This window comes from Anabaena sp. CCY 9910 (genome assembly GCF_963920875.1).
GTDB lineage: Bacteria > Cyanobacteriota > Cyanobacteriia > Cyanobacteriales > Nostocaceae > Trichormus > Trichormus variabilis.
On record NZ_CAWUDJ010000004.1, the window covers coordinates 121,973 to 136,233 of the forward strand.

Annotated in this window: 11 protein-coding genes; 4 read left to right on the forward strand and 7 right to left on the reverse strand. The window is 44.3% G+C overall.

All coding sequences use genetic code 11. The annotated features are described in order from the left end of the window. The first annotated feature begins 104 nt into the window (after nucleotides 1-104). Complete coding sequence (locus ACM5QX_RS05520; protein ID WP_414752725.1) at nucleotides 105-251, forward strand: hypothetical protein; 147 nt, start codon at nucleotides 105-107, stop codon at nucleotides 249-251. Between the two features lie 630 nt (nucleotides 252-881). Here the strand turns inward: ACM5QX_RS05520 and ACM5QX_RS05525 are convergent. From ACM5QX_RS05525 to ACM5QX_RS05545, 5 genes are all read right to left on the reverse strand, one after another. Continuing rightward, a complete protein-coding gene (locus tag ACM5QX_RS05525; RefSeq protein WP_414752726.1) occupies nucleotides 882-3,095 on the reverse strand; it encodes a tetratricopeptide repeat protein in 2,214 nt (737 codons plus the stop codon). A gap of 313 nt (nucleotides 3,096-3,408) precedes the next feature. Continuing rightward, nucleotides 3,409-3,588, reverse strand: coding sequence for a photosystem II assembly protein Psb34 (psb34, locus tag ACM5QX_RS05530; protein ID WP_011319952.1), 180 nt, complete (start codon nucleotides 3,586-3,588; stop codon nucleotides 3,409-3,411). A 289-nt stretch (nucleotides 3,589-3,877) separates the two neighbouring features. Then, nucleotides 3,878-5,836 carry a glycine oxidase ThiO gene (thiO, locus tag ACM5QX_RS05535; RefSeq protein ID WP_414752727.1) on the reverse strand — a complete coding sequence of 653 codons (1,959 nt, stop codon included), beginning with the start codon at nucleotides 5,834-5,836 and terminating at the stop codon, nucleotides 3,878-3,880. 153 nt (nucleotides 5,837-5,989) lie between these two features. Then, nucleotides 5,990-6,460: a hypothetical protein gene (locus ACM5QX_RS05540; RefSeq protein WP_011319950.1), complete on the reverse strand. Its 471-nt coding sequence runs from the start codon at nucleotides 6,458-6,460 to the stop codon at nucleotides 5,990-5,992. 20 nt (nucleotides 6,461-6,480) lie between these two features. After that, entirely contained in the window at nucleotides 6,481-6,819 is a 339-nt protein-coding gene (locus ACM5QX_RS05545) for a 2Fe-2S iron-sulfur cluster-binding protein (RefSeq protein WP_011319949.1), read from the reverse strand. Between the two features lie 75 nt (nucleotides 6,820-6,894). On the opposite strand from ACM5QX_RS05545, the gene cimA reads away from it, so the two are divergent. Next, complete coding sequence (cimA, locus tag ACM5QX_RS05550) at nucleotides 6,895-8,571, forward strand: citramalate synthase (RefSeq protein ID WP_414752729.1); 1,677 nt, start codon at nucleotides 6,895-6,897, stop codon at nucleotides 8,569-8,571. Nucleotides 8,572-8,657: 86 nt separating this feature from the next. Here the strand turns inward: cimA and ACM5QX_RS05555 are convergent, their stop codons facing one another. Beyond that, entirely contained in the window at nucleotides 8,658-8,891 is a 234-nt protein-coding gene (locus tag ACM5QX_RS05555) for a hypothetical protein (RefSeq protein WP_011319947.1), read from the reverse strand. 161 nt (nucleotides 8,892-9,052) lie between these two features. Between ACM5QX_RS05555 and ACM5QX_RS05560 the strand changes: the two genes are divergently transcribed. Together ACM5QX_RS05560 and ACM5QX_RS05565 are read left to right on the forward strand one after the other, a co-directional pair. Then, a complete protein-coding gene (locus ACM5QX_RS05560) occupies nucleotides 9,053-11,167 on the forward strand; it encodes an NAD(P)/FAD-dependent oxidoreductase (protein ID WP_414752730.1) in 2,115 nt (704 codons plus the stop codon). Between the two features lie 138 nt (nucleotides 11,168-11,305). Continuing rightward, nucleotides 11,306-12,442, forward strand: coding sequence for an AIR synthase related protein (locus ACM5QX_RS05565; protein WP_414752731.1), 1,137 nt, complete (start codon nucleotides 11,306-11,308; stop codon nucleotides 12,440-12,442). Nucleotides 12,443-12,645: 203 nt separating this feature from the next. On the opposite strand, the gene ACM5QX_RS05570 is transcribed toward ACM5QX_RS05565, so the two are convergent. After that, on the reverse strand, nucleotides 12,646-14,202 hold the full coding sequence (locus ACM5QX_RS05570; protein ID WP_414752732.1) for a hypothetical protein: 1,557 nt from the start codon (nucleotides 14,200-14,202) through the stop codon (nucleotides 12,646-12,648). Nucleotides 14,203-14,261: the final 59 nt, after the last annotated feature.

A 14,261-nucleotide genomic window follows, 5' to 3' on the forward strand; every position in this document is an offset into this window, starting at 1 on the left:
GGGGTTTAGGGGTGTAAGGGTGTAGGGGTTTAGGGGTGGACAGGAAATGATTACATTCGATTGATCAATTATGGCTGTCGCCAGTAGTGTTAGGACATCAATAGATGATACAACCTAGACACAACAAGACTTTTAAGCCAGTCCCTAGTAACAACTTAGAGCGGTGTAGGTTGGGTGGAGGAACGGAACCCAACATTCTCAAGACTTTGTTGGGTTCTGCTATCGCTCCACCCAACCTACCATTCTCTTAACTGAACCGTATTAGAGTATAGCTAGGTTATATGGCACTGACGCACCCTACTAATAGTCCGGCAAACACCTTATTAGTCATAGATACCCGACTTTTTAAAAAAGTTGGGTATCTGAACACCCACAGGTTAAGCAAAGGCTTTAACTTACAGGCTGGTCACTTTAATTTTGATTTGAGAAAGTAATCAAGCATATCGCTTTCTTATTTGGCTTAAATGCTTTCTGTTTTCGGTGTTTTCCGCAAGCAATTAAGCATATTGTTTTCTCATTTGCTGTAAATGCTTTCTCATTTTGGTAAATCGCGTATTCATTTTGGTGTTTTCCGCAAGCAATTAGAGATATTGCTTTCTCATTTGCTGTAAATGCTTTCTGTTTTCGGCAATCACGCATTTATGACAAATATAATCTTTGTAACAAAAGCAATTACATATTTACTAAGATTCTCTGAAGATAATATTTCTGTTGTATTTAACAATGTGATGAAAAATTACTGCTGCTAGTTAATTTCAGCTTTCGGGGTAATGTAATAAAAAATTAAATCATTTTACGTATAACTTGTTAAGCATTTAATACATAAAATTCCACATTAAATTATGTATAAATACAGAAATTATTGGCAATTTTTCACAAAACTATAACTTGGGTAAAATTTCCGGTAACAAATGACCAGGAACTTTAGACAAAGCCAAATTTTGCCCTTGAAAACCTAATTCATTGTGAAAAGCCCGAATTGTTTTGACTACATAAGCAAAAGTTGCTTGATAAGCCTCTGGTTGCTTACTTAAACCGTTTAAGGCTTGTAAATGATTATCTAAAGCCGCTTCCAGATGATGCGATCGCCTGCTTTTATCTCCACTAAAATAATTATCAGTGACTAACTGATAATGGGCGAGTCCCAAGTTATTGTGGGTAGCAAATAAATCAAAGCTTAAAGATACACTACTCAAGGAATGGGCGAGAGCGATCGCCTCTTCATAAGCATTAATACATAAGGTCAATAACTTCTGCCTAATATCTTTAGTAGTTTGCGGTAAATTAGCCAAATGCCAATAAGCCGTACCTAAATTATTGTGAGTTGCGGCACAAGCATTAGGAACCATTGCCGCCGTGCGATATTTTAAAGCTTCTCTGTAGACATCAATGGCTAACTGGAGATTTTCCCCTGGTTGTTCGTACTGCGCCAAATTCCAGTAGGCAGTACCGACATTATTTTGAATCATCCCATATTTGAGGGGTTCATCTTGGGGGTTGTAGTGAGCTAGTGATTGTTTGTAGGAGGCGATCGCCTTTTTCAAATGCACCACCGGCTGATTATACTGAGCTAAATGCCAATAAGCCGTGCCTAAATTATTCTGACAAGCAGCATACTTTAAAGGATCTAATTCCACAGTCCGGTGGCGTAAAGCTTCGCCATAAGATACAACTGCCTGTTGCCAATTCTCCGCCGGATTGGCAAACCGCGCCAAATCTCCATAGGCTGTCCCCAAATTATTATGCACTCGTGCATAAGTATCAGGGTGTGTTTCTGGAGAAATTATTTTTAACGCTAACTCATAAAATTCGATTCCTTGCTCAATATAAGTTTGCCCCTCCTCTAAATTGGGTGGTGTGCGATAAAGCATCCAATAGAGAGTACCCAAGTCATTTAAGATATCGGGCAGTTGTGGGGAATTTTCGTCATAGCTAATAGACTCTTGATAAGCAATAATTGCTACCATCAAGTCTTCTAAAGTTGACTGTCCCCGCTCAATTCGCAGACGATACAAATTTCCTAGCTGATGATAAGCCGCCGCCAGTATCTCCCCACTAACTGATTGTGTGTGTAATTCCTCAATCTCCAACAGCAGTTCCTGTGGTTGCCAGTCATCCTCTGCTTCTGATGATATTTTTGTATTAATTGTTGCCAGCACTAACTCCGTTAATTCTTGGCTGACATGAGACAAAGACAAAATTGATGAACTATTAGCAGCATTAGACCTAACTGTAAGTTCCTGCGGCTTTTGCTGAGTCGGGGGTAATTCCGAAATTAACGGAGGGGTTTCTTCTTTTGGTTGTGGATGATTCCCCGGTAGTTCTGAAGGTAAGTCTACTTCATCCCCAAAGTTAAACTCTGTGGTAGATGGGCTTCTCACCTCACCTTCCATACTTAATTCGTCTAGTACAGACTGTTCAAGATTACCTAATTTCACGCTTCTAGAATTGGAAAAACGTTCTGGATGACCTGAATTTTGAGTTGTTGGAGTAGGTTCGCCGGCAAATACAAATACACCAGTCCGCCAACGCCAAAACTGCGGCGCTGATTGCTGAATAGCTGATAACCAAGGACGCGACACCCATAACAATACACTAGATTCAAGAAATCGGCTGGATTCTTGAGCAGCAAAAAACTGTTCACTTAAGCGCAGATAATGTAGAAATAAACGCTGACTGGCTACTGTTTGTTTGGTGAGTTGTTCCACACCCACAAGCTGAAATGTGGGTATGGGTAAAGGTTTTCCAGGGTTATCTTTTGATGCGCCTACAATTGGCGGCGGATAATTAGCCAACCACTGATTAATTTGAGCAATAGGATTAGGTTCATTTAAATTCAGCCGCAAAGTAACTAGTCTCGGATAAGCCGATGTACTCGCTTCCTGTCCATCTGATGGCTGATATAGTACCTGGCCGACAGGATAGGCCAAAGTAGAATGTAACCGCGCAGCTACTTGATTTCTTAGGTGTAAATCGTCACATACTGCCAAGAAAAGTTGTCGTCGCAAACCAAGACTAAGGGCAAGTTTGAGACGGTGATAGACTTGCCTATTCCAAGCAGAATTATCGGAGTGTCCAGTATCATTCACGCTCATGGTGGCTTAAGAGCCGAGTACTATTGGGGATTAGGGGATTGGGGATTGGGGATTGGGGATTGGGGATTAGGGAAATCTTTATCTTATTGATTCATCTTTCTCTGTTTCTACTAACAGTCAATAATCTGACTGCGTAAGTCCTAACTATAATCAGGAGGTTGATACACTGCTCAGGATAAATTCAGGATTGTTATACTTATTAAAATTTGCGTACAATTACATAGAAGTATTTTGACCATAAAAAATAAAAACAGGTTCTCAAAAAATTTAGAACCTGAAGTAATAATAAATAAATTTGTTAAATGTTTTATGCTCAACTGAGGCTGGAAACAGAGAAGGCGACGAAAATCAAACCGCCAACCAAAATTGTGGCGGCGACTCCTAAAATAACGTAATTACGCTTTTGCCCTGCTGTGGGAGGTTCAGCTTGATAAACTTTTGGCTCCCTGGCAAAGTTATTTAGAAGTCCGCCTTCTTCGTTTGTATAGGGCATGAATTATTTCCTTAGCTCTGATTATTTTATTTAATCTTATAAAGACCTATATCTTTTACTTACACAATTAGAGATAAATCGTTACATTTGGTTAGTTGTCGGTTGTCAGTTGTCAGTTGTCAGTTGTCGGTTGTCGGTTGTCAGTTGTCAGTTGTCAGTTGTCAGTTGTCGATTGTCGATTGTCATTACTTATTGGTCAACAGCCCAAAGCGATCAATATGGACTATGGACTATTGACTATGGACTATTGACTATGGACTATTGACCACTGACCACTGACCACTGACTACTAACTAATCGTACCTGTGACCGGTGAACTAGCACTGGCATAGGTTTTAATGGGCATTCTACCTGCGAGGTAGGCTAGACGACCGGCAACTGTTGCGAGGTTCATGGCTTGAGCCATTGCGGCTGGGTTTTGAGCAAGGGCGATCGCACTATTAATTAATAGGGCATCTGCCCCTAATTCCATCGCCTGGGAGGCTTCTGAGGGCGCACCAATGCCAGCATCTACCACGACTGGGATCTTGGCGTTTTCGATGATAATTTGAATGTTGGCGGTGGTTTTTAAACCCTGTCCTGAGCCGATGGGTGACGCTAAAGGCATGACTGTAGCACAACCGACATCTTCTAACCGCTTGGCTAGCATGGGGTCAGCGTTGATATAAGGTAAGACGGCAAAACCTTCTTTCACTAGTTGTTCGGCGGCTTGTAATGTACCAATGGGGTCGGGAAGTAAATATTTAGGGTCTGGTATAACTTCTAACTTGACGAAATTATTATCTTCCTGACCTAATAACTTAGCCATTTCTCTCCCCAAACGCGCTACCCGAATGGCTTCTTCTGCGGTTTGACAGCCAGCTGTATTCGGCAACATCCAAATTCTCGACCAGTCCAAGGCTTCGGCTAAACCTTCATGTCCTGGGGCTTTGGTTTGGACTCGTCGCACCGCCACCGTGACAATTTCGCAACCGCTAGCAACAACACTTTGCTGCATTTCTTCTATGCTGCGATATTTGCCTGTTCCCGTCATCAAACGGGAATGAAAGGATTTGCCTGCGATGATGAGGGATGAGTCTAGAGTGGGGAGTGGAGGGTTTTTGGCGTGTCCGTTGGAGAAGTTGGCGGAGTGGGTAAACATGGGGGTGGTAGATGCCTGTGTTTGAAAGCGTGAATAGTGGAAATGGGACAGTAGGGGGTCAGATTTTTGTTCTACGATGAAATCGGCTATGAGTGCGGCGGTTATTGGTGCTAGTAAGATACCGTTGCGATAGTGACCAGTAGCTAAGGTTAAATTGGAACAGTGACTAGTTCCTAAAATGGGTAATTCATCTGGAGTGGCTGGACGGAAGCCCCACCAAAATTCTTGAATGGGATAATTCTGTAACTGAGGATAGAGACGAATTGCGCCTTGCAGTAAAGTTTGAATGCCGGCGGGGGTGTTGTGGGGGGTAAAGCCGACATCTTCACTCGTTGCCCCAATAATAATAGAGCGATCTCGTCTCGGTACAATGTAAATATTTTCGCCAAATAAAACCCGCTTTAAAGGCAATTCCGGTACAGATTCCGGTACACGCACACGCAACATTTGCCCTTTACGAGGGGTTACGGGTAAGGGTAATAATTCATTTGCCCAAGCACCTGTGGCTAAAACATAGTGTTCGGCCTGAATGATACCGGTGTTGGTTTGGACACCTACTACTTGTCCCTGCTGTTGTAATAATCCTTCTACTGTAATTCCGTCTTTGAGTTCCACACCAAGGCTTTCCGCCGCCGCCCACAGCACACGCGCTAGTGCTTGATTATTCACTTGGGCATCCTCTGGATACCACCAACCACCAACCACATCCTCACCTAATCCTGGTTGATATTGATGAATAGCGGCTTTTTCTAACCAATAAGCGGGTGATTCTCCCTTATTTTCCTGAATTCTTACATCCTGGCGCTCCTGCCCTTCATAAACTGGCGCTAGAATGCCGCAAGGCCAGTAACCAGTGTTTAAACCCGTTAAATCTTCTAACTTGCTTGTCCATTCTGGATATAAAGAACGCGATCGCCAACATAGCGACTTCATCGCCTCATCTGTGATTTCCTCGGCATCCGGGGCTAACATCCCGGCGGCGGCGTGAGCTGCTGCTGCTGGGAAATCACGACAAAGCACGGTAACTTTTGTCCCGCGCAACTTAAGTTCAACGGCGATCGCCAAACCAATAACGCCGCCACCAATAATTACAATGTCCCTAGTCATTAGTCATTAGTATTTATATATTAGCTATTTACCATTAGTACATAACTAATAACTCATAACTTGTAACCAACGACTAGTACAAGTGGTGAGGGACTAGGGATTAATTTTGTTGACTAAATACTCAGTACTGTTCACTTAGGACTCAGCACTTCATTACCACAAAGCACGAATTGGTTCTTTTGTTTCGTTTGTGTCACCAGATACGGTGTCTCTTGATTGAACTTCTGTAGTACTAGGTTCTGGTGTATTGTCAGGAGATGATGAATCGGTGGAATTGTTATTTTGAGCCACACTGGTTCTATTACCAGTCGATCTACGCTCGTCCTGATTGCTGGTGCCTCTTTCTTCAGGGTCAGTACTAGTGTTGAAATTATCTTGCGCTACACTGGGTCTGTTTTCATTTGTCGTAGCATTGGTGCGATTGCGATTGGCTGAGGAGCTATTAACATTAATGTTAGCTGGGAGTACTTTCGATGCTTTGCCCCCTGGAGCATTATTACTAGTTGAAGTATTGTTACTAGCTGTTTGTTGCTGGCCACCCATTGGGAAGTTAATACCTAGCAATGTTCCCATGAGAATTGCCAAGCCTCCGGCCATAAGAATTAGCGGTGTCCATCTACCCATCTTGATTTCTCCTTGTTAACCTAACCTTCTGGTTGCCACACTACTTGAGAACCTTGACCCCAAAATCCGTCAAATTTTGTTACCTTTACATCACCTAATACCTGAGTCTGACAAGCTAAACGCAGGTCTTTTGTAGGAGAATGAGGAGGAAGCGATCGCCGTGCTTGATCTCGCCAATTCGCCACAGACACTTCACCTTCTACTTGGACAGCACAGGTACCACAACTACCAATACCCCGACAGTTTATTACCTTAGCACCGCTATTGTAGAGGTCAATACCACTTTTTAGCAGAACTTTGCGTAAATTTTCTCCGTTGTTGCACTCAATTGTTTTACCCTGAGCTAATACCTTAGGCATATTTTAATCAGCAAACTGGCGTTTTGTTGTATCTTGGCACATTGCCTTTAAAGTTGTCTCCAAAGTCTTAGTCTTATGACCAAAAATCCCTCTCCCCACATTTGGCTTTATGACACCACACTACGGGATGGCACTCAGCGCGAGGGGCTATCAATTTCTACAGAAGACAAGCTACGCATTGCCCACAGACTCGATCAACTAGGGATTCCCTTCATTGAAGGTGGATGGCCAGGAGCCAACCCTAAGGATGTTCAATTTTTCTGGCAACTTCAAGAAGATCCGCTTAAACTTTCACAAATTGTTGCATTTTGTTCAACTCGCCGCCCTCATACTCATGCCGCAGATGAACCAATGCTGCAAGATATCCTAGCTGCGGGTTCTAGCTGGGTGACAATTTTTGGCAAATCCTGGGATTTACACGTCACAACAGGTCTAAAAACTACTTTAGAAGAAAACTTAGCGATGATCCGCGATACTATCGAGTTTTTTCGCTCTCAAGGGCGACGCGTGATCTATGATGCTGAACACTGGTTTGATGGCTATAAGCACAACCGAGATTATGCTTTACAGACCCTCAAGGCGGCGATGTTAGCCGGCGCTGAATGGTTAGTCCTCTGTGATACGAATGGCGGTACTTTACCTCACGAAGTTAGTCAGATTGTGCAGGATGTTGTCAAAGCAACTAGGGACTGGGGATTGGGGACTGGGGAAGATTTAACCCAATTACCAATTACCAATTACCAATTACCAATCCCCCAAATCGGTATTCATACTCATAATGATTCAGATATGGCTGTTGCCAATGCCTTAGCAGCAGTGATGGCAGGGGCAACGATGGTACAAGGTACTATCAACGGTTATGGCGAACGTTGTGGGAATGCTAATTTATGTTCATTAATTCCTAATTTACAACTGAAATTAGGGTATAGCTGTATCACAGAACACCAGCTAGGGCAACTAGCAGAAGCCAGTCGATTTGTGAGTGAAGTGGTAAACCTTGCCCCTGATGAACACGCTCCTTTTGTGGGACGTTCGGCTTTTGCTCACAAAGGAGGTATTCATGTCTCCGCCGTGGAACGTAATCCCCTGACATACGAACACATTCAGCCGGAACAAGTAGGGAACCGTCGCCGGATTGTGATTTCTGAACAATCGGGGATTAGTAATGTGTTAGCTAAAGCCCGGACTTTTGGCATTGAACTAGACAAACAGACACCAGAAGCCAAGCAAATTCTTCAGCGCCTCAAGGAGTTAGAAAGTGAAGGATATCAATTTGAAGCAGCCGAGGCGAGTTTTGCTTTACTGATGTATGAAGCTTTGGGCGGAAGACAGCAGTTTTTTGAAGTGAAAGGCTTTCAAGTCCACTGTGATTTAGTGGAAGGCAAAGAAATGACTAATGCTTTAGCGACGGTGAAAGTCGCGGTGAATGGTAAGAACATTTTAGAAGCTGCCGAAGGTAATGGCCCAGTAGCAGCCTTAGACGCGGCATTACGCAAAGCTTTAGTCAACTTCTATCCCCAACTTGCCACCTTTGAGTTAACAGATTACAAAGTGCGGATTCTGGACGGTCACACAGGCACTTCTGCCAAAACCCGTGCCTTAGTGGAATCAGGTAATGGTTATCAACGCTGGACAACTGTTGGCGTTTCACCCAACATCTTGGCAGCTTCCTATCAAGCGGTTGTCGAAGGTTTGGAATATGGTCTGTTATTACACGCCCAAGCAGAGGCGGCAGTAAAAGCGTCTGGTTAGAGACGCGATGAATCGCGTCTGTACAATTGTCAGAGATGTGATGAATCGCGTCTGTACAATTTTCTCCCCCTGCCTCCCCTGCCTCTTCAAGTAAAGCTCTCCCATACCTGGGTCACGAGTTTACTTAACCAACGACGTTGTTGCTGGTCTAGTAATTGGTCATCTGCTAGCAATTGGGCTGTTAAGTCTTCTAATGATTGACCTTGCGATCGCACTATTTTTATCACTCCGGCGATCGCTGAGGCCACTAATTCTTCATCTACACGCTGTTGTTTTAAAGCAAAAATTTCTTGTGGGCTGTCTGGAATGGGATAATTCATGGCGTAGGTTTATAAAATTTCCAAATGAACAAAAAAGTTTGACAAATTATTAAAAATTCTTTACCGAATCTTTATAGAAACCGATAGGGCGGAGTTTATCGTACTTACTGCCTTTCGCATATCTGTCTTGGTGAGTAGATTGACGGAGATGTCAGGAAAACATGAAAGAAATCCTTTATTTAGAAGTGCCAATCACGGATACGGCGGTTGTGCGCTGTTGGCTACAAACAGAATTTGACCCAGGCAGTTGGGAGAAAATACTGACTCCAGATGGTTGTAGGCTGAAAATATCTAGTAAATATACAGCAAGTAGCACGAAAATTACCGAAAATTTACCTAAAGAATTTTCTATATTTTTGTGGTCAGTCCAAAGAACTACTTACCTCAAGGTTTTTCGTTGGGCAGATCAGCAATTACCCGGAGAAAAGGAACTTTTACAAAGCTTAACAACAGCCATTCGCCAGCGTTTTCCCCATCACTATCCAGAACCACCAGCGATTGATTTATCCCAACAATCAATTTTTGAGGCTCTAGCACCCCATTACCCCCTAACGGTTAAATATTTCCAAAAGATGCCCAACGGGGAATATGACCTGAAACGTGCTTATTGGTGGGAACAGCGATGGCGTGAAGGAGTTCGGAATCCTCAGCAGCCGCGTCAGGTGGTGTTTTCGCAGAAAAGCGATCGGGGGACTGGGAACTGGGAGCGGGAAAAGCCCAATCTCCAATATGACCTGATCTATATTGGTGGCGCATTGGGGGTAATCCATGCGGCGGTGATGGCAAAGTTGGGGTATAAGGTGTTGTTGGTGGAGCGTTTGCCCTTTGGACGGATGAACCGGGAATGGAATATTTCTCGTGATGAATTGCAAAGTTTGATTAACTTGGGTTTAGTGACAAATGCTGAGTTAGAAACTGTGATTGTCCGGGATTATAAGGACGGGTTTAATAAGTTTTTTGATGGCAATAACCCAGCAAAATTGCGATCGCCTGTCTTGCACACGCCCACGGTGTTAAACATAGCCTTAGACTCGGAAAAATGGTTGCAAATGTGCGGGAATAAGCTCAAGGCTGCGGGTGGCGATATTTGGGATGAGACAGAATTTATCCGTGCAGATGTCAATGATACACAAGTTGTTGTAAAAGTCAAAGATTTGCCCACCCAAACAGAAAAGCAAATAAGTGGACGACTGTTAGTAGATGCGATGGGAACAGCTTCCCCCATTGCTTGGCAATTAAATGGTGGTCGTGCATTTGATAGCGTCTGTCCCACGGTGGGCGCAGTCGTTGACGGGGGATTTGAGCCAGGGGTGTGGGATTCCCAATATGGAGATGTGCTTTATAGCCACGGTGATATTTCCCGTGGTAGGCAATTGATTTGGGAATTATTTCCCGGTGCGGGTGAAGAACTGACAATTTATTTGTTTCACTATCACGAAGTTAACCCCCAAAACCCTGGCTCATTGCTAGAGATGTACGAAGACTTTTTCACAATTTTGCCAGAGTATCGCCGTTGCGATATGGACAAATTGGTGTGGAAAAAGCCGACATTTGGCTACATACCAGGACATTTCAGTGTGGGGAGTAGCGATCGCACCATTGCCTTTGATAGATTAATTGCGATCGGTGATGCTGCTTCCCTGCAATCACCCCTGGTATTTACTGGTTTTGGTTCCCTAGTTCGTAACTTAGAACGACTGACCACCCTGTTAGATGTAGCCCTCAAACATGATTTATTAAAGTTCAGTAACTTGAACCTGATTCGCGCCTATCAAAGTAATGTCTCTGTCACTTGGCTCTTTTCCAAAGGTATGATGGTTCCCACCGGGCGATTTTTAGCCCCTCAACGCATCAACTCGATGTTGAACACCTTCTTTGGCTTGCTGGCAGATGAACCCCCAGAAGTAGCAGATAACTTCATTAAAGATAGGTGTGATTGGTTGACTTTTAACCGCCTAGCCTTGAAAGCAGCCCGGAAAAATCCCGCCTTGTTGTTGTGGATTTGGCAACTAGCAGGCCCCAAAGATTTGGTTAGATGGCTGGGGAATTATTTTAACTTTGGTCGCCACGCCTTAGTTAACGCCTTACTGAGTGCATGGTTCCCCCGCTTCGTTCTAAAAATTAAACCTTGGCTAGAAACTAACAACCCGGCATTATGGCTGCGACTATTAGCCATTAACTACGCTATCACCACAGGCAGACCGCGATCGCCCCAGCAATTCGCACAATTCAACTCAGAAGCCGTTATTCACAACCCAGAAGGGGCGAGGGGGTAAGAATTAGGGGTGTAGGGGTGTAGGGGTGTAAGGGTATAGGGGGAGAATTTTCCCAATCCCCAGTCCCCAATCCCCAGTCCCCAATCCCCAATCCCCAATCCCCAATCCCCAGTCCCCCATCCCAACAAACTAACTCTGATGACTCAAGCACTCGATCAAGTCGATTACAATACTCTCGATGCGGCCAAGCTTCGCTTTATTGAGGCCGCAAAACGTACATTGCAGTTTGCACCCGCCTATGGGAAAGTACCTCTTTCCGGGCTGGGGGGAAGTGCTAACGCCTTTAGTTTCAACCTAGCGCCCTATTTGCAAACGGGAACACCAGAACTTTTTGTGAGTCTTGTTCCTGAAGGTCTGGGTACTGCTGATGATGCCCGTCCTGATGACCTCTCGGAGGAGGAATTGCGACGGTTTTGGTGGAACATTGGCATCAAAATTCTCTCGTGTCTAACCAATGATGCTGCATCTTCGGGGATGCAAACGGTACTTCTGGGATTGTATTTACCCTCAAGTACCCCGGAAACCGTCTTCACATCTGCCTTTTTGGATGGGTTTCTGGATGGTGTAGTTGAGGGATGCAAACGCATTGGCTGTGTTTACATTTCTGGGGAAACGCCACAACTCAAAACTAAGATGATTCCAGGGCGGCTAGATATTGCCGGTTCTGTATTTGGTGTCATGCCTCCTGGTGTGGCTCCTATTGATGGTACACGGTTGGCTGAAGGCAATGCGATCGTTTTGGTGGAAAGTACCGGACTCCATGAAAATGGCTTTACCCCAGTGCGGAAACTAGCCGAATCACTCCCAGATGGCTACAGAACAAAACTACCCAGTGGGCAGGAGTTATGGGCGGCGATGAATGCGGCTTCTCATCTCTACACGCCACTGGTGCAGGCAGTGTTGAGTGAGGGTATTCGTCCTACCGCAATGGAAAATATCACCGGTCATGGATGGCAGAAACTTATGCGTTCAGCCAAACCACTACGGTATGTGATCGAAAAATTATTACCAGTTCCCGAAATCTTTCAGTTTGTCGAAAGTCAGCTAGAAGGTGGGAAAGAAATGATGCTTTCCGTATTCAATTATGGTACGGGGTTTGCATTTTATACAGAGACAGAACAAGATGGGGAGAGAATTGTTCAGCTAGCAAAAGAGCAAGGTTTAACAGCTGCGATCGCTGGTAGAGTGGAAGCATCCCCCACCCGTGAAGTTGTCATCACCCCATTTAACATCACATTAAAGGGAGAGTCTTTCGGCATCGCCAAAGGCGCATAGTCAAGTCGCTTCTCTACGAGACGCTACGCGAACGCTCCAATTCAAAATTCGTCTTGAAAAGTTTCCTACGGCGGGAAACCCGCCTACAGAACTTTTCGCAAAATTCAAAATTCAAATAGGACTGACGCAGTGTGACTAATTTTCTGGCTTTTTTGTCAATAGTCCATAGTCAAAATCCAGGTTTTTGGACTGTGGACTATTAGCTATTGACCATATTGACCATTAGGCTTGTTGAAATTCGGCAATTCCACCGACGCTAGAGACTTACGCCCCTTCCGTGGTCGCTGGGGATAAACCACAGGTGAAGGTGATTGAGTATCGTTAGCAACCTCATCAAATGAATCTGGCGCTAAGTCAGTCATGGGAAACTCCACCTCATTCATCGGTGAAGGGGCTGAATTATCCTGCTCTGGGACTTCGGCAGTTTTTTCAGTGGGAGAGACAGTAAAAGAAAATGAGGAATTAGTGGGAAAGGGGCTTACTTCTACCATTGGTTCCCATAACTGCTCTGGTGTTTCCTCTTCCTCGACATTAGTAGCCGAAGTTTCCCAAACAGTTGTGTCCACTGGCTGACTTTCTATAACTGCTTCGGATGCAGGTGGTGTTGCTGGTGTACCTCCAGCTTGGGAGGCGAAAAACATTTGAATGAGACTATCTATTTGCTGATCTAATTCTGCTGAACCCACAGATTGCGCCTCTTCAGGAGAAATAGGCGACTCATCTTCTTTTGGTGCGGGTTCTGGTGGCTGGGAGATTATTCGTATATCTTCCTTCTCCTTATCCTTCACTGGCCAGTTCCAGAGAGAAGGGGGATTAGGCATGGAGTAATCGCTGGTGAAAGGGCGTGGTGTTTTAGGCTCTTCCCAAGATTGATTAATATCCTCTTCTTGAGAATCTGTTTCTGCTGACCAAGGTTTTATCGGTTCGGCGTTGGGAAACAAAGAGCGTGCTTTTCTAGCAAATCGGGTTTTGTGGGGGACTGTATTGTGAGTGTTGCTAGTATCCGTCTCTGGAGATTCATAGTTAGGAATGGATGTCTCTAGACATTTTTCCAGCGCCGCTTTAAATTGCAAGGTCTGGCGTTGCTGTCTCATCAGTCGAGTACGCAATTCTCGACAAGCGTTTTCTGACTGGACGACTTGTTGGGACTGTTCACTATAGTTAGTTTGTAATAAAGAACACTCTCGTTCTAATTGAGCAATGCGCTGTTGACTAATTTGCAATTGGGCTTTATAACTATCAATCAGAATTTCTTGACGTTGAGTCGTTTGGACGGCAGTTTCTAACTGTTGGAACAGTGATTGAATTTGTTCTTGGGCTGCGGCTAGTTCTTGAGCTTGTTGATTGAGCATCGACTCAGTGACACTGGAGCGTCTTTTCTGCCACTGTAAAGCCTTTTCTGACTCAGCTAAGTCATCTTGTAAATGTTCTACTCGCTGGTATAACTGATTATTCGCCGCCTGCAATTCCTCATTCAATGCCAATAACTTCTGAAATTCAGTTTCTACCTGTGCTTGCTTTTCACCATCAGGTTCCACCACCCAATCCTGCTGTTGTGCATCTTGAGGAGAATCGGTTGTTTGGATCTCGTCCTGCTCATCTTCTGCTGGATTCAGGAGGGGCAATTTGGCATTAGTTGTGTTTTCAGAAGGCACAACTGTATAGAAAGGACAGTTTGTCTGTTCCGGTTGTAGTGAATTAGCAGAAGAATTAGGAGATTCCATCACAGCCCTATTATTTGAGGTGTTAGCTTCATTCATCACTCTTGAACCACCCACTTAAAAACGCCTAGCATGGCTACCGCTAGGATACTTTTCAA